The organism is Acinetobacter calcoaceticus (assembly GCF_051947995.1).
Taxonomy (GTDB): Bacteria; Pseudomonadota; Gammaproteobacteria; order Pseudomonadales; family Moraxellaceae; genus Acinetobacter.
The window spans coordinates 12,503-28,222 of record NZ_JBLVVH010000002.1 but is presented as its reverse complement, the minus strand read 5'-3'; the positions used below and the strand labels follow the sequence as shown (position 1 = coordinate 28,222).

Genomic DNA, 15,720 nt, shown 5'->3' with positions numbered 1-15,720 from the left:
TTTTAGCGATTTAAATGCATAGGGATGAAACCTCATTAACTATGGGTTTCCTCTTCATCATCCCCTTCAAAAGTCTTGGAAATTTTTTCAATATTCAGACTTTTGGCCATCGCATCAAAGATGTTTTTATACACACCTTGCTGCTGGTATAGCTGATGATGCTCACCATGTTCCACGATCATGCCATCCTGCATCACATAGGTATAATCGGCATCAATAATCTGCGATAGGCTATGTGAGATAATAATCACCGTCCGCCCCTGCTTGATCTCATCCAGACTGTGTTTGATCTGTTCAGTTGCGATCGCATCCAGACTTGCGGTGGGTTCATCCAAAAAAATAATTGGGGGATTTTTCAGGAACATGCGGGCAATCGCAATCCGCTGCTGCTGTCCACCTGAAAGCAACAAGGCATCAGACAAATAGGCCTGCGGTAATTTCAAAATCTGCTCATGAATCGAGGCTTTCTTCGCGGCAGCAATAATTTCTTCCTGTGTCGCATTCATCTTGCCATAACGAATATTTTCCTCAATGGTCCCCTGAAAAATATGATTTTTTTGCAATACCAGACCAATATGATCCCGTAAATATTGGGTATCGATATCATTTAACGAGGTGCCATTCAGTAGAATTTCACCCGACTGCGGCAGATAAAACTTATCCAATAGACTGATCAGGGTAGATTTCCCCGCTCCCGACAAGCCAACCAAAGCCGTAATCTTATTGGGCTGGATGGTCAGGTTAATATCCTTCAAAGCATGAAACCCATTCGGATAGGAAAAATTCACCTGTTTCAGCTCAAATTTGCCAGTGAGTGGTGAGGGTTTTAACTGGCCCGAAGTCTCTACCTCATCATCCGCTTCCAGTATCTTGAAAAAGCTTTCCGCATAAATCATCGCATCATTGACTTCGTCATAGATCCGGTGCAAGGACCGGATCGGCGCAGAGACATTGTTAAATAGCAGAATATGAAACATGATCATGCCGATGCTCATATCACCCACCAGCACAAAATAGGCGGTGAGGATGATAATGAATACCACCCCGATCTGTTCAATAAAGGTTTTTAAGCCCTCGAACAGGAAACTAAGCTGTCGTGTCCGCATCTGGTGATCGGTTAACTGTTTTTGTAGCGTCAGCTGTTTTTCCGCTTCGATTTGTTCACGGTTAAAGGATTTAATGACGGTGATCGAGTTGATAATACTTAAAATACCCTGACTTTTACGCTCGCGCCCATCACGTAAATTACGGCGCGTGCCACTAAGTTTCTGCGCCTGTTTAAAGGTGACCCAAAAATAAATCGGGACAATACACAGCGCCACCAGACCAATCCAGACATTGGCATAGAACATCAAACCCAAGGCAATCAGCGCACTACTGAACAGCGGGAAAATCTCGATAAAGAAAATCTGTACCAGCCGGGTGATCGAGCCAATCCCGCGATCAATACGGGTCTGTAACTTTCCAGCCTGATTATCGTCCTGGGTAAAAAACGCCAGCCGATATTGTAAAAATTTCACGATGATCGACTGCGCCACATCCTGCGAAATCAGAATGCGGAGTCTCTCACCAAAGAACTTTTGTCCAAACTGAATAAAGATATTGATGATCTCTTTACTCAACAGAATCACACTGATGGTCACCAGAATATGCCAGCCTGCACCTAACCCTTGTCCTGATTCAACTACGGCATTGATCTGGTCGACCGCATATTGCAAGGTCAACGCATTGACCTGTGCAGTGAGAGCACCAATCAGTGTCAACAGCAAGGTCACGGCAACCAGCCATTTATAGGGGAGCACAAATGGTTTTACTTTATGAAATAGCTGCCATAAATTCATATATTCGACGTCTGCCTTTTATGCATGCAATGTGTATTGAGTCAGTGATATGGATTACAGTTCTTCTTCCAGTACCTCTGCATTATTTTTCTTGATCTTCTCCATTTTGCTATTCAATTTCAGCACATCCTGATACAGCATATTAAATTTTTTCACCTGCGCTGTTTCACGGAAAAGAATCATTTTGTCTTTTCTTTGCCATTGCTGCTTTTTCAGCATGTCAAACATGGCTTGTGCTTTTTCAATAATCTGCTGTTCGATCGGGAAAATATCATGCGCTTTATCCGCTTTCAGGTTACTTTCCAGTTTTGCCTGTAGGGACTGCCGCATTTCATTATGAATGGCCAGACTTTTTGCCTGCTGCATGGAACTGGACTGAATCTGTTGTCGCGCTTGCTCATATTCAGTGGATGCTTTCCGCACATCCGCCAGCATCTGTTCAGTCTCTTTATAATCCTGTTTTCGGTCCCGATCCAGCCGTTCCACATCCAAAAAGGTATCCCAGTTCGCGGCTTTAAGTTCACGTAGATAGCGATTACGTGCCTCAACATTCTGCATCCAGTAGTTCAGCAGGAATTCTGACATCAACTTGTAATCGCCAGATAAGCGATCATCATGAATATCCAGTTGTAAGGGCGTGCTCCAGTCTTGGGCCTGATCATAAAGCGTACGCATTTTCTCTGCCATCACCACTTCAAACATCTGTTTGTTGTTGGCGGCACGTTGCTGTAAATGATGCTGATAAAGAAAAAAAGAACCGATGCCAAGGACCACCACAAGGACAAATAATAAAAAACGGCGCATGTTGCCTCCAAATTCATTATATTTTTTTATGTTCTAAATCTTAGTTTAATCGATCAAAGACAATCCTTTATATGATTTTTATTTCAGTTCTCGTAACGCAGCATTACATATTCATCGCTTTAAATTCATCGTCTCCGCCCCTATTATCTGTTTAACGAGAATTGAAGAGATACGCCATGCGTGTAGATATTTGGTCAGATGTGGTCTGCCCTTTTTGTTATATCGGTAAAAAACGTCTTGAACATGTCGCAGAACAAGCAGGCATCGAGCTGGAAATTCACTGGCATAGCTTTGAGCTGGACCCAGACGCGCCAGCCAAGCATGACACCTCAAATACCGAACGCCTAGCTCAAAAATATGGTCGTAGTTATGCGGAAATGGAAGAGATGGAGCGCAATGTTGCAGCAATGGCAGCAGCTGAAGGCATTGACTTTCAATGGCAAAAGGCCAACTCTGGCAACAGCTTCAACGCGCATCGGATTATTCATCTTGCCCAGAGTAAAGGCTTGGGCAACGAAGCAGAAGAAGCATTCTTCCATGCTTATATGACCGAAGGTCTGGCCATTGGCGAACGTGAAGTGGTGGAAGAAATTGCATCACGTATCGGTCTGGATAATGCTGAAGTCGAGTATGTTCTGGATTCTGATGAACTGGCAGATTTTGTCCGTCATGATGAAAAAATTGCACGTGAACAGTTGAATGTCACTGGCGTACCGTTCTTTGTGTTTGATCAAAAACTGGCGCTGTCTGGTGCCCAGCCACGTGAGATTTTCTTGCAAGCCTTGCAACAGGCACAATCCTCCTCTTCTGAGCAGATTGAGCAGGATGACGCTGCTCAATGTAATGATGAGCAATGTGAAATCAAGCCTTAATCACCAGATTCAGTTGCTTTAATCAAGTGATTAAGGCAGCTTTTTTATAACTAAAACTCGAAAAACCAACACTTATTTCATCCTTTTCTCATTGAGAATCTGATTATTTTGTCTCCATTCATCAGAGGATATTTTCCTATATTTTATTTGATCTGCTTTTCACCTGTGCTTCTGTGAGACTGGTCACAACTCGTGCATAAATTTATAGATGTCTTTTTGTTTAATGATCTGGATATCCGATTCATTATTTTAAAATGTTTTTATTTTCAAACACAAACCATGATCCACATCTCGATTTAAAATCTTTGAATGTGATTTTCTACTCATTTTTAAGCTATAGATTTTGTCTGGTTTTCTTCTATAATCGTCATAAAGTGACAATCTTTTGTGATGAAAATTCAAGCGTTATACGCATTATTCGATTTTTTTAATGCCTGTCGAATAGAGAGATACCTCACAGCTTGTCGCAGGGGAAAATAGACTTTACCAACAATAATTGATACAGAACGATTTAAAGCTACGGTCAAATTTGCACTGATTCATTATTTAAGAAACAGGCTCAAGCCTATCTCTAAGGAAACAATAGATGGACGTATTAGAGAAAGCACTTTTGGTGGATGAGCTCAAACATCTCATCGATGGGCTCAAAAATGAGAAAACATCACTTTTTGAAATAGCAAAATCAAAACAACGGATTAAAGATATTTGCGCATCTTGCGACGATCCTGCATTTCAGGATCAAGTGACACCATTCAAGGCATTCATACTCAACGAAGAGTTTTCAGCTGACGATTTAGCCCGCTATGGTTTTAGCATGACCTATCGCGGAACTTATAACTTCATGGGGCGGGTGGAAAATGCCTTATTTGCTTCGGCAGATATGGGCTGGGCTGCATTACGTCAGGCACAACTCTGGCAAATCTGGGTGATTCGTCCAGCCTTATCATTTTTAAAAAGTCCGTGGTTAAACTCATCAACAGACGCACTGCAATGGCTACAAAATCATGCCCGTGAATATGTCAAAACCGATCATGAACTCCAGCATTTGATTCCAGTTCTGCAACCTCTGGATGAACATACATCCGATCAGGACAAACAAGCCTCCACCGATGCACTGGCACGACTCAAACAAGAAACAGCCAGCTTTCAATCCCAGCTTGACGCGATTATTCAAGATAAAATCCGGACCGTTCCGGAAACAATCACACCACCAGTACACACTGAAAACCGCATCAAACCGGGGTTTAGACAAAGTACCAAGCCGTCACCTCACCTGAATAAAGCACAACCACTGGCACTCAATGATTTTAATCTGGATGGCCTGATCTGCCGACTGGAACGTATCGATGCACGCACCTTCCCCTCTTTGTATCGGGTCGATCTACATAATGACATTGACCAGAATATCAAAATTGACTGGCTCTATTTAAAAGCAGAAAACGAAGCACAACCTATCTGGGAATCTGCACAAATTTTTGTGGCTGAGCAGTTGTATGCACAGGGACAGTTTTCTCATTATGTGGTGCTGGTGGGTACCCATAGCGTGGAATATGCGACCACTATTCTGCAAGCCTATACTGATCAGCGCCATACCCGCACCAGCTCGATTCATCAAACCAGTTGGGCCAATTTCAAACAGCATTACCATCAGCATGAAAGCCTGTTTAATGAATGCATTATGAATGGAACCTTGGTGTGGCAACGTGATCAACGCGTTTATCCCTATATTCCCGCATCATTTATCAATACGCAAAAATTCATTCCATTTGAAGAAACCTCTGCGACCTTTTTCACTCCTGTGATTTTATTGCGGGAACGGCAGAAAATACGGATTATTCATGGCTTGGAACGAGTGAAACTTTCCAGTGAGGATCAGGCCTATCCCTATTTATTATTGGATCGTAGCGATGGTTACACTTGGCAACTGATTCGTCAGGTCATTAGCCGATTACCGCAACCGATTTCGGTGCATGATTTATATCAGGCGCTGGAAAATAGCATGTCGGTAGAATCATCCTAAACCCATTCAAAAGTCGGATCAAATTTAGTCCATCATTTGCAACGTACGTAATCAACGCGACGTTAGGATGATGGCTTTTTATTGCGCTAAATCCTTATGATCTTTAGCATTTTTGTACTGTTAAATTGCTGCTTTTTGTGACTGCCGCTTGATTTTCAGCATTAAATCATCAAAAGTTAAACCAAGAACAATATATAAGTCTTTATTATGAATAATTTACAGCAAATGGTGCCATCGCGTATCGTTTTTGTTTTGTTTGCCTTGACGATGGGTACGTTCAGTGCAGCAAAAGCAGAAACCACGCCGCAACAGCAAGATCAACAGCCAAATACGACCTCACAAAATACGTCGGAAAATGCACTGGACTATATTCCACGTTTGGTCGATGCTACGCCCTCTATTTTTCCAGAACAGTCAGATAAAATCACCGTCCCGCCAACGGCAGAGACAGAGGATAAAACCTGGTTTGACAAAAAGCAGCGTCGCATCCGTGAGTGGGCAGATAACACCTCTGTGAAAATTGATGACTGGTTTGGAGAGGTCGATCCTGACAATCCTGCTTCGGCAACGATCCGTGTCATGCTGGATAATTACTGGAACGAATATGATAATTTTGAGGTCAAGCCTCGTATCCGCGGGAAGATTAAATTACCGACGCTCGAGAAAAAAGTCAGCGTGGTTTTTGGTGATGATACCTTAGACGATGAATTCAAGAATAATGTCGGCAACACCAATAATCAGCCTAATCAGGATCCAAATAAAAAGTTTGATTCTAAACAGACCCGTGACAGTAACGGCTCACTGGCCTTACGTTGGTCAAACTTCTCCAAGAAACTCCCCTTTGAGACCGATGCCGATCTTGGTGTGCGCTCAGGCACAGATATTTATGCACGCTTAAGAGCTGAAAAACATTGGGATTTACGCAATGATTTCCGCTTTAATGCCGAACAGATCTATCGATATGGCAGCAAAAGTGAAAACTATCTACGCACCAATCTTGAACTGATTCACGCACGTCCCAATCAGCCCTTCTTATCCAATCAGTTCAGCCTAACTTATGCCGATAAGCAGGATGATGATCTATGGTGGGACAACCGTATTTTCCGTCAACACCAGTTCTTCGCCCACAATACCTTCAATTACGGCATTTACACGGGCGGTTACTACAACAACAGTGACTTGCGTTTAAATAACTGGGGACCGTTTGTCTCATGGCGTCAACCGCTGTGGCGCGAATGGTTCTACGTACAAGGTGATCTCAACTATTTTAATGATCATCGTGAAGATCGTAACCATTACGTGAGTACCTTTGTGCGTCTGGAAACTTTATTCTAAATTTCACGCCAGCCTCGAAAAGCCCAAATGATTCATCGTTTGGGCAGTTTTATTTTTAAAAATAATATTTCTTTCAATAAATCCTTAAGCTTTGCTTGTTACCCTCATCTTCTTTTATTGTTCTTGTTTATGGCATGCGTCATCAATACGCTCTGGTTGTGTATTTTTTGATTGTAGGAAACCTGTGTCTGGGGGATCTGCTGATGCCTTTATTTCCAATGGTTTTATCTGCCCGTAGATCCCATCCACCCATCACGCAGCATAGAACCCTTATTCGAGCCAAATACTCACCGAGAACCAGTTTCAGTTGTACAGAAGAAAATGAGATTCGTCCCGCTGACCTACAACTTGCCCAAGATTTAATGGCTGTTTTTGGCAACGATACCCTGTGGCAACGGGCTCAACAGCCTCAACCAGTCAAAAAATTAGGTAAAAACAACAAACATCACAGCCAGCAGAAGCTTGCGACAGCAAATCCGCTGAGTGCAAGCTGGTCAACCATTTCAAGCCTATTGCCTTTTAATAACGATCTTGATCTGGGTGCGAATTCAGATACTGATATCTATATCCAGTTTCTCGCCCAAAAGAACTGGACTTTGCCTTTAGGTTTACAACTCAATACGGCACAAATTTTCCGTTATGGTTCCAGCAGTAAAAACTATGCCGAAACCACGCTTGATCTGACCCAAAAACTTCAGCATCAAAACCGGCTTTCAAGCCAGTTCAATGTCTCTAAAACACAGGATACCGACTATAGCTGGAGCAATCGTACTTTCCAGCAACTACATTTCTTGTCGCAGGATAAGCTGAGTTATGGCATTTTCAGCACAGGAGCATATGAAAATAGAGAACTGCGCGTCAATGAATGGGGTCCCTACTTTTCCTGGCGTCGCCCCATTTGGCGCAACTGGATTTTTATGCAGAATGATCTGAATTATTTAAATGTTCCTGCCACCAGACAAGAGGACCATTTTAGTTACCAGATGAGCTTTGAAGCACAGTTCTGATGAAAATATCGACACAACTGTGGATAACTTTAAGGTTATCCATAGCAATAAAAAAACCTCTACCGAAGCAGAGGTTTCTTGATCAAATTGCTTATTTTAACAACAAGCTATTGATGCGTTTAACATAGGCTGCCGGATCTTCTGGTAAACCACCTTCTGCAATCACCGCCTGATCAAAGATCACATTGGCAAGGTCATCAAATTGCGCTGAACTTTCCAATTTTTTCACCAATGGATGTTCAGGGTTAATTTCCAATGTTGGTTTAATCTCAGGAACCGCTTGACCCGCCTGTTTTAACATACGAATCAATTGTGGAGACAGCTCCCCTTCACTGGTAACTAAACATGCAGGAGAGTCCACCAGACGTGTTGTAACACGCACTTCTTTAGTCTTGTCTTTTAACGAGGTACTTAAACGCTCGACCACCGGTTTAAACTGCTCTGCTGCCTGCTCTAAGGCTTTTTTCTCTTCAGCATCTTGCAGGTCGCCCAAGTCAACTGCACCCTTCGATACGTTCTGAAGCGGCGTACCATCAAACTCAAACACGAAGTTCATCGCCCACTCATCGACACGGTCCGCCATGAGTAAAACTTCAATACCTTTCTTCTTGAACACTTCGAGTTGTGGCGAGTTTTTCGCAGCAGTCAGGTTTTCTGCGGTGACGTAGTAAATCGCCTTCTGACCTTCTTTCATACGTGCTTTATAGTCAGCAAAAGACGTTGAAATGTCATCATTGTTTGAAGTCGCATAACGTAATAGCTTTAAGATACGTTCGCGGTTACCGGTATCCTCACCCAAACCTTCTTTCAATACTGAACCAAACTCGGTATAGAAAGTCTTGAATTTCTCTTGGTCTTTTTCATCTTCAGATTTTGCCAAACCATCCAGTAAAGTCAGCACACGACGTGCATTCCCTTCACGAATAGTTTTTACATCACGGCTTTCTTGTAGTAATTCACGGCTGACATTGAGCGGTAAATCAGCGCTATCGACCACACCTTGTACGAAACGTAAGTAGTTCGGAATCAGGTTATCCGCTTCATCCAGAATAAATACACGTTTTACATATAGCTTAATCCCCGCCTTGGCTTCACGGGTAAATAAATCCTGCTTGGCCTGACTTGGAATATACAATAATTGCGTATATTCGGTACTCCCCTCAACACGGTTATGTGCCCATGCCAACGGTTCAGCAAAATCGTGGCTTAGATTTTTATAAAACTCGATGTATTGCTCATCAGTGATTTCACTCTTGTTACGCGTCCACAGCGCGCTTGCCGAGTTAATCGCTTCCCATTCATCGGTCTTGACCATCTTACCGCCGCTTGTAGCGTTAGCTTCTTCACCTTCAGCGACTTCGTCCTCTTGCCAGATTTCTTTTTGCATTTCGATAGGCAAGCTAATATGGTCAGAATATTTATTGATGATTTGTTTAACTTTCCACGACTCTAGATATTCAAGCGCATCGTCACGTAAGTGCAGGATGATGTCTGTACCACGTGTGGTTTTATTAATGCTTTGAACTTCAAATTCGCCTGTGCCACCGCTAATCCAACGCACACCTTCTGCTGCATCCAAACCGGCACGGCGTGATTCCACCGTAATCTTGTCCGCAACGATAAAGCCTGAATAGAAACCAACACCAAACTGACCAATCAACTGTGCATCGGCTTTTTGATCACCGGTCAGTTTAGACATAAAGTCTTTGGTGCCCGACTTGGCAATGGTTCCCAGATTATCAATCGCTTCTTGCTGGCTTAAGCCAATCCCGTTATCCGAAATGGTGAGGGTTTTATTGTCTTTATCTAAAGTGACACGAACATGCAGGTCTGGATCATTTTCATAATATTCAGGATGATTAATCCCTTCGAAACGTAACTTATCGCACGCATCAGACGCATTTGAAATCAATTCACGTAAGAAAATTTCAGGGTTGGAATACAGAGAATGCGTCACTAAATGTAATAACTGAGCAACTTCAGCTTGGAAACTATAATTTTGTGCGACTTGTTCACTCATAAATCACTCCTTTCTGTGAGGCTTATCTATTTGGAATGATTTATGAATGGTGTATATCTTAATTTTTTCAATCCTTGAACCGTATTTTTCAGGTAAAAAATATACAAAACGATAATTAGAACGGACCTCGACTCAATACTCGCTCCTGTAACAGCTGATCAAGCTGCTGTTGACGTTGCGCATAAGCACGTTTGATACACGGCGTGTTGGCACCACAAGAGTTACGTTGTTTTAACCATTGAAATTGTCTGTCTTTTTCAGCATCACGTCCGCCCATTGGCAAGGCATGTAAAATAATCTGATAGGTCGTTGCCATTCTCACATCCGCATCATTGAGACTGCGTTCATTACAGATTTGCTGCTCGACTTTCAACTTGGCTGCTTTACAGGAATAACTGGCCGCATGCGCCTGAGATAAAAATAACGCGGGGATTAACAATAAGATCGAAGTCATTAGTTTTTTCATGATGATGGTCTCACTTTTATTAAGATTATTTTTTCAGCATACAAAACTCTCTGTGTAAGGCCTGTATCTGTTTTATATGGGAATTGCAAAAATAAAAAAGCCTCACAACGTGAGGCTTTTCAAGAGCAAGCTCCGCTTAGAACTTATAGCTATAACCTAAGGTATATACCATCGGATTGATGTCTAGATCAGTCAGCTTCTGTCCATTTAATTTTACTTCTGGACTGATTTGTGCATAACGTGCATCAAAGAATACACCCCAGTTTTTTGCATCAGCAGGCTGGAAATTAAAACCGATCTGGCCGGCAAAACCAAAGTCTTCTTTCACTTTTAATTTTGCGCCTTCTAAAGCACCTGTTGTTTCTTCATCCCAAGTCACAAAAGCTGTGCCACCTACACCAATATAGGGTGTGAAACGGGTAGAGTTTTTAAAGTTATATTTAAAAGTGACAGTAGGTGGCAATTGTTTAAGCTTTGCTACTTTTTCACCATTTAATAACACGTCATGTGAAATCGGTGTCGCCAGTAATAATTCTGCAGAAAAAGGCGTATCACCAAAGAAATATTCAACCGATGGCGTAAATGCAAATTCATGATCTGCCTTTAATGTGCCAACACCCGCAACCACAGTATCGTCTGTTGGTGAAATTACACTTCCACCAAATTTAACCTGAAAGCCCCCTGCAAATGCAGTTGAAGATAACCCCAATAAAGCAACAACTAAAACTTTCTTTAACATTTAAACAACCTCTTTAACAATTTATGTTCTTGTTCAACATAATAAACACGCATATTTACATTATGCAATAGAGATTAATTCCAACTATTTTAATTTACTTTATAATGCATTGAATCTTAATAAAATATAATTGTTAAAATATGTAATAAACATTAATCCAGACTATTTTAATCAACTTAAATTACTATAAAACCTAGTATTTTTATCAGATTTAAAAATAAATTAAGCCAGATTTAAAAATATAATCACATACAACTTAATATTAAAACCACATTATAAAATTAGATTTAAAAAGCGACAAAAAATGTCATTTAATGATTATTTTTATATTTAATTCACACTTTATAAAGAAAAAAAATGGCTCATCAATGAGCCATTTCTGATTATAAAACCATTGCTGCAATCCAGCCAAAAATGAGTAGCGGGATATTAAAGTGTATAAATGTAGGCACAACCGTATCCCAAATGTGATCATGTTGACCATCAACCCCTAGACCTGCTGTTGGACCCAAGGTTGAATCGGAGGCTGGTGAACCTGCATCCCCTAAAGCAGCAGCTGTTCCAATCAGGGCAATAGTTGCCAAAGGAGAAAAGCCAAACTGTACGCACAATGGCACATAGATCACCGCCAGTACAGGTACGCTTGAGAAGGATGAACCAATCCCGATGGTCACGAACAAGCCGATGAACAGCATCAGGAATGCCGCAAGCGCATGATTATCCCCAATGATATGCACCACACCATTAACCAGATGCGTAATGTCGCCTGTATGCGTCATCACTGAAGCAAAACCTGCCGCAGAGATCATGATAAAGCCGACCAGCGCCATCATGCGCATGCCCTGCACAAACACATCATCGGCATCTTGCCATTTAAAAATGCCCGAAGCAGACAGCACCGCAAAACCGACCAGACCACCCAGAATCATCGAACCTGAATAGAGCTGTGCAACCAAGGTTAAACCAATCGCGAGCAGCGCCATAAACATGGTTTTCTTGGAAATATAAGGCACGTTTTCTGCTTCATGTTTCAGCTCTTCAGCATCGGCTTTGAGATCATATTCTGCTTGCGTCGTCACTTTTAACGGTTTATCCAGATCAATCGTTTTAACTGGCGTAATTGAACGATCAACATAGATGCGTGGCTTACGATAGCTGATAAATACCGCAACCAGCGTACCAATCACCATGCCTAATACCGGAATTGCCATACCGATTGGCATCATGCCACGTTCCACGTGCAAGCCATAGGCTGCGCCAATCTTGTTGATATTGCCCATCAGAATCTGTTCAAGGAAGATTGCACCAAAGCCTACAGGCAGGAAAATATAGGTACCGACCAGACCGAGTGTCATGACACATGCTGCCGCACGACGATCCAGTTTCAAGTGATTCATCACTTTTAACAAAGGTGGAACCAGAACGGGAATAAAGGCAATGTGAACAGGAATCAGGTTTTGGGAAAAAATCGCAGCAATCAGTAAAATCGTCAGCAAAAGATATTTCACTTTGGTCTGCTGATTTTTACCTGCTTCCATCCCCAATAAACCAATCAGTTTATGCGCCAGCAAATCGGGCAATCCGGATTTGGACAGTGCCAATGCAAATGCACCCAACACCGCATAAGCCAATGCAACTTCAGCCCCATCGCCTAAGCCGGCATTAAATGCTTCGACGGTTTGAGAAAGACTTAGACCAGCGACCAAGCCGCCAATAATGGCTGAAATCACTAATGTGAGAACAACAGAAACTCGTGCCAGTGACAGGATAAACATCACGGCAATCGCAATTACGACAGCATTCATGAACAAATTTAGGAGCAAAGAAAAGGCGACATTCTAGCAGATTCATCAAAACCTAGCTGAAAATATCGCCTGATTATCGCTAATCTTAAGTGATTTTTAGCTTAATAATTCCACTAAAGCCTTAAGCTGCCTGACGTTGGACAAACTGACGGATCAGTTCAGCAATTTTTTCGGGCTGACTCAACACGGCCCAGTGATTGGCATCCAGTTCGGTATATTCAAAGTTTTCGACCCATTTTGGCATCGACTCGGTAATGTACTCGGGGCTGACAAAAGCATCGCGCTTTAACACGATGGCCTGAACTGGACATTGTGCATAACGTTGGCGTGGCTGAGTCAAGGACGGAATAAAGTTGGCGCGATACAGGTTAATCCCGTATTTGCCGTCCGAGACAATATTGGCATTTAATGGCAAATCTTGCTTTTTCTCTAACCCACTTAAAATCTTGCCCCATTTTTCAGGACTAAAAAAGGTCCATACTGTGGGTGCAATCAGGGGTAAATGAAAAGCCCCGATATACCAGGATTTTGTCAGCATTTTTAGTACATTGCTTGGCGCAGCTTTAAATTTTTCACGTAGATAAAATGAGGCATGATCCAAGCAAGGGCCTGAAATCGTGGTATAGGACAACAGGCGGCCTTTCAGTTTTGGTTCAGTTGCAGATTCCCAAGACTGCAAAGATCCCCAATCATGTGCTGCCATATGGAAATTACGATTCGGTAACACCTGATCAACAACTTCCTGTAAATCCAGTGACAAGCGTGGCAAACGGTAGTCCTTAATCCGTTTCGGAATAGACGATAAGCCGGCACCACGTACATCATAGGTCACCACATAATAGTCATTGACCAGTTGCTCAATGATCGGCTCCCAGACTTCCTGATTATCTGGATAGCCATGTACCAGCACCAAAGCCGTGTTTTTCTCATCGCCCCATGTTTTGACACAGAGTGTTTGCTGATCCGATGTGGTTACTGTTTTTACTTGTGTTTGCATAATTCTTTCCCATTTTGTTTTCTATCGGCCTGGTGATAAAACAGCCATTGCCAGCGATACACTAAAAATGATACTTATGGAGTATGAATAGAGTTGCAAGAAAAAAAATTGACCATGAAAGACTTTTTCAGAAAAATTCGAACCATTCCGGCAATTTCCAGATTTCTGCTCAATCACTACTCCCCTTATCGTGGTGCGGGAATCGAGATTGAAACCATTGATCTGGATGATTACTACATTCGGGTTAAAATGCCACTCACCAGACGCAATCGCAATCTGGTCGGAACGCATTTTGGCGGTAGTTTATATTCGATGGTCGATCCTTTTTATATGTTGATTCTGATCCATCATCTGGGCAATAAATATATTGTCTGGGATAAAAGTGCCACAATTAATTTTATTGCGCCAGGCCGCAATACCGTTTATGCCGAGATCCAGCTGAATGCCAATGAAATCACCGAAATTAAGCAGCTGGCAGAAAATCACCAACCGGTTTTACGGCATTACAGCTTAAATATTGTGGATGATGCCGGCACGCGTATTGCCGAAGTCGAAAAGGTACTTTATATCCGGCGTAAAAAGCCCAAAGCCTCGTTAAAACCATAGCAATAAAAATGCCTGCAACACGTGCAGGCATTTTTGAATCTGATCGGCAGAAATTATCTTTTCTTCTCTTGAATGGCGGCACCTGCACCACCACCGATTGCACCACCAATCGCAGCACCTGAGTCACCACCAAAGATGGCTTTACCTACGACAGAACCGATACCTGCACCAATCGCACTACTGGTTGTAGAACTGCTATTCGCGCCTTTTGCATTGGCACCTACACCTGCACCCGCAGCTGCACCAACACCTGCACCAAGACCACCGCCCACGTGGTTACCTAAACCACCACCAACAGCACCACCAAGCGCTGCGGTACCAATACGCTGGTCAGAGGCACTCATATTTTGACAGCCTGTGAACATTACCGCCGATAACATCAAAGTTGAAACCAAACCGATTGTTTTTTTCATGCCTATACTCACTTCTCTTATGCTCTACCCAAAAGCATAATCTTCTTTTATGGGGAATTTGATCACATTGTGTTATCACTCTGTCCCAATCGATTAGTATTTTGTAAAGACAGGATTTGGGAGCAAGTAGCGTATGAGGCTAAAGCATTCTGAATTCATTAAGGACAGAAATAATCTTGATACACCTCGTCAAAAACTTGGTGTGTTTTCAATACAATTCATGCGTTATGAAATTGATTAAAAAATTATAGTTTTTCTTGAAACACGCTCAGCAAGACATCTTTCTCACTGAGAGGAACATTTATAGCATAACAGTTAGAGAGTTGATCTGATTGAAGTATTCAGATCATCTCCCCAGCCATCTGCAAATATAAGCGCGGGCTTAGTACTTGCCTTTTTTCTCGCCATAAGCAGAGCCAGCACTACCACCTAATGCTCCACCGACCGCAGCGCCAGAGTCACCACCCAATACCGCGCCACCGATCACAGCACCTAAGCCAGCACCGATTGCGCTATTACGTGTATTTTTACTATTTGAACCTTTCGCATTGGCAGCAACACCTGCACCAATTGCAGCACCAAGGCCAGCGCCAAGGTTACCACCAACGTGCTTACCTACCGCACCACCTGCACCACCACCAATCGCAGCAGAACCAATACGTTTACTTTCTGGGCTGGCATTTTGGCAACCAACAAATAAAGTCGTTGACATCAAACCTACGCCAGCAATCATCATCATTTTTTTCATTCGAACATCTCCTCTCTCAGATGTGCATAGGATAGTATTGTTTAATG

At 42.4% G+C, this 15,720-nt stretch carries 14 protein-coding genes; 5 read left to right on the top strand and 9 right to left on the bottom strand.

What is annotated here, in order from left to right; genetic code table 11:
* Window positions 1-35: 35 nt before the first annotated feature.
* Both ACNQO6_RS03245 and ACNQO6_RS03240 read right to left on the bottom strand, forming a co-directional pair.
* Window positions 36-1,841 (bottom strand): ABC transporter ATP-binding protein, encoded by a 1,806-nt coding sequence (locus tag ACNQO6_RS03245; protein WP_440208081.1) that lies wholly within the window; start codon window positions 1,839-1,841, stop codon window positions 36-38.
* Between the two features lie 54 nt (window positions 1,842-1,895).
* Window positions 1,896-2,645, bottom strand: coding sequence for a hypothetical protein (locus ACNQO6_RS03240; RefSeq protein ID WP_440208080.1), 750 nt, complete (start codon window positions 2,643-2,645; stop codon window positions 1,896-1,898).
* Between the two features lie 176 nt (window positions 2,646-2,821).
* On the opposite strand from ACNQO6_RS03240, the gene ACNQO6_RS03235 reads away from it, so the two are divergent.
* The 4 genes from ACNQO6_RS03235 (at window position 2,822) to ACNQO6_RS03220 (ending at window position 7,879) form a co-directional block, all read left to right on the top strand.
* Window positions 2,822-3,517, top strand: coding sequence for a DsbA family oxidoreductase (locus ACNQO6_RS03235; RefSeq protein WP_343578511.1), 696 nt, complete (start codon window positions 2,822-2,824; stop codon window positions 3,515-3,517).
* 586 nt (window positions 3,518-4,103) lie between these two features.
* Window positions 4,104-5,537, top strand: coding sequence for a hypothetical protein (locus ACNQO6_RS03230; protein ID WP_440208079.1), 1,434 nt, complete (start codon window positions 4,104-4,106; stop codon window positions 5,535-5,537).
* 207 nt (window positions 5,538-5,744) lie between these two features.
* Window positions 5,745-6,872, top strand: a complete 1,128-nt coding sequence (locus ACNQO6_RS03225) for a hypothetical protein (RefSeq protein WP_440208078.1) — start codon at window positions 5,745-5,747, stop codon at window positions 6,870-6,872.
* Window positions 6,873-7,006: 134 nt separating this feature from the next.
* Window positions 7,007-7,879, top strand: coding sequence for a selenocysteine synthase (locus ACNQO6_RS03220; RefSeq protein ID WP_440208077.1), 873 nt, complete (start codon window positions 7,007-7,009; stop codon window positions 7,877-7,879).
* A 91-nt stretch (window positions 7,880-7,970) separates the two neighbouring features.
* Here the strand turns inward: ACNQO6_RS03220 and htpG are convergent, their stop codons facing one another.
* The 5 genes from htpG to ACNQO6_RS03195 form a co-directional block, all read right to left on the bottom strand.
* Window positions 7,971-9,899 carry a molecular chaperone HtpG gene (htpG, locus tag ACNQO6_RS03215; RefSeq protein WP_440208076.1) on the bottom strand — a complete coding sequence of 643 codons (1,929 nt, stop codon included), beginning with the start codon at window positions 9,897-9,899 and terminating at the stop codon, window positions 7,971-7,973.
* 115 nt (window positions 9,900-10,014) lie between these two features.
* Window positions 10,015-10,365 (bottom strand): lysozyme inhibitor LprI family protein, encoded by a 351-nt coding sequence (locus ACNQO6_RS03210; RefSeq protein WP_202741129.1) that lies wholly within the window; start codon window positions 10,363-10,365, stop codon window positions 10,015-10,017.
* Window positions 10,366-10,501: 136 nt separating this feature from the next.
* Entirely contained in the window at window positions 10,502-11,104 is a 603-nt protein-coding gene (locus tag ACNQO6_RS03205) for an OmpW/AlkL family protein (RefSeq protein WP_343578518.1), read from the bottom strand.
* A 383-nt stretch (window positions 11,105-11,487) separates the two neighbouring features.
* Window positions 11,488-12,909 carry a Na+/H+ antiporter family protein gene (locus tag ACNQO6_RS03200; RefSeq protein ID WP_202741127.1) on the bottom strand — a complete coding sequence of 474 codons (1,422 nt, stop codon included), beginning with the start codon at window positions 12,907-12,909 and terminating at the stop codon, window positions 11,488-11,490.
* Window positions 12,910-13,030: 121 nt separating this feature from the next.
* A complete protein-coding gene (locus tag ACNQO6_RS03195; protein ID WP_436871081.1) occupies window positions 13,031-13,906 on the bottom strand; it encodes an alpha/beta fold hydrolase in 876 nt (291 codons plus the stop codon).
* A gap of 114 nt (window positions 13,907-14,020) precedes the next feature.
* Between ACNQO6_RS03195 and ACNQO6_RS03190 the strand changes: the two genes are divergently transcribed.
* A complete protein-coding gene (locus ACNQO6_RS03190; protein ID WP_005280965.1) occupies window positions 14,021-14,512 on the top strand; it encodes a DUF4442 domain-containing protein in 492 nt (163 codons plus the stop codon).
* A gap of 53 nt (window positions 14,513-14,565) precedes the next feature.
* On the opposite strand, the gene ACNQO6_RS03185 is transcribed toward ACNQO6_RS03190, so the two are convergent.
* Both ACNQO6_RS03185 and ACNQO6_RS03180 read right to left on the bottom strand, forming a co-directional pair.
* On the bottom strand, window positions 14,566-14,925 hold the full coding sequence (locus ACNQO6_RS03185) for a YMGG-like glycine zipper-containing protein (protein WP_241332928.1): 360 nt from the start codon (window positions 14,923-14,925) through the stop codon (window positions 14,566-14,568).
* A 382-nt stretch (window positions 14,926-15,307) separates the two neighbouring features.
* The gene (locus ACNQO6_RS03180; protein WP_004774021.1) at window positions 15,308-15,673 is read right to left on the bottom strand and encodes a hypothetical protein; all 366 of its coding nucleotides are present in this window, start codon (window positions 15,671-15,673) and stop codon (window positions 15,308-15,310) included.
* Window positions 15,674-15,720: the final 47 nt, after the last annotated feature.

What these genes read in the sequence shown, in the direction of transcription:
- ACNQO6_RS03220 (WP_440208077.1), top strand. Translation starts at nt 7,007, where the DNA reads ATGCGTCATCAATACGCTCTGGTTGTGTATTTTTTGATTGTAGGAAAC.
- ACNQO6_RS03240 (WP_440208080.1), bottom strand. Translation starts at nt 2,645, where the DNA reads ATGCGCCGTTTTTTATTATTTGTCCTTGTGGTGGTCCTTGGCATCGGT.
- htpG (WP_440208076.1), bottom strand. Translation starts at nt 9,899, where the DNA reads ATGAGTGAACAAGTCGCACAAAATTATAGTTTCCAAGCTGAAGTTGCT.
- ACNQO6_RS03190 (WP_005280965.1), top strand. Translation starts at nt 14,021, where the DNA reads ATGAAAGACTTTTTCAGAAAAATTCGAACCATTCCGGCAATTTCCAGA.
- ACNQO6_RS03210 (WP_202741129.1), bottom strand. Translation starts at nt 10,365, where the DNA reads ATGAAAAAACTAATGACTTCGATCTTATTGTTAATCCCCGCGTTATTT.
- ACNQO6_RS03245 (WP_440208081.1), bottom strand. Translation starts at nt 1,841, where the DNA reads ATGAATTTATGGCAGCTATTTCATAAAGTAAAACCATTTGTGCTCCCC.
- ACNQO6_RS03230 (WP_440208079.1), top strand. Translation starts at nt 4,104, where the DNA reads ATGGACGTATTAGAGAAAGCACTTTTGGTGGATGAGCTCAAACATCTC.
- ACNQO6_RS03180 (WP_004774021.1), bottom strand. Translation starts at nt 15,673, where the DNA reads ATGAAAAAAATGATGATGATTGCTGGCGTAGGTTTGATGTCAACGACT.
- ACNQO6_RS03200 (WP_202741127.1), bottom strand. Translation starts at nt 12,909, where the DNA reads ATGAATGCTGTCGTAATTGCGATTGCCGTGATGTTTATCCTGTCACTG.
- ACNQO6_RS03195 (WP_436871081.1), bottom strand. Translation starts at nt 13,906, where the DNA reads ATGCAAACACAAGTAAAAACAGTAACCACATCGGATCAGCAAACACTC.
- ACNQO6_RS03235 (WP_343578511.1), top strand. Translation starts at nt 2,822, where the DNA reads ATGCGTGTAGATATTTGGTCAGATGTGGTCTGCCCTTTTTGTTATATC.
- ACNQO6_RS03225 (WP_440208078.1), top strand. Translation starts at nt 5,745, where the DNA reads ATGAATAATTTACAGCAAATGGTGCCATCGCGTATCGTTTTTGTTTTG.
- ACNQO6_RS03205 (WP_343578518.1), bottom strand. Translation starts at nt 11,104, where the DNA reads ATGTTAAAGAAAGTTTTAGTTGTTGCTTTATTGGGGTTATCTTCAACT.
- ACNQO6_RS03185 (WP_241332928.1), bottom strand. Translation starts at nt 14,925, where the DNA reads ATGAAAAAAACAATCGGTTTGGTTTCAACTTTGATGTTATCGGCGGTA.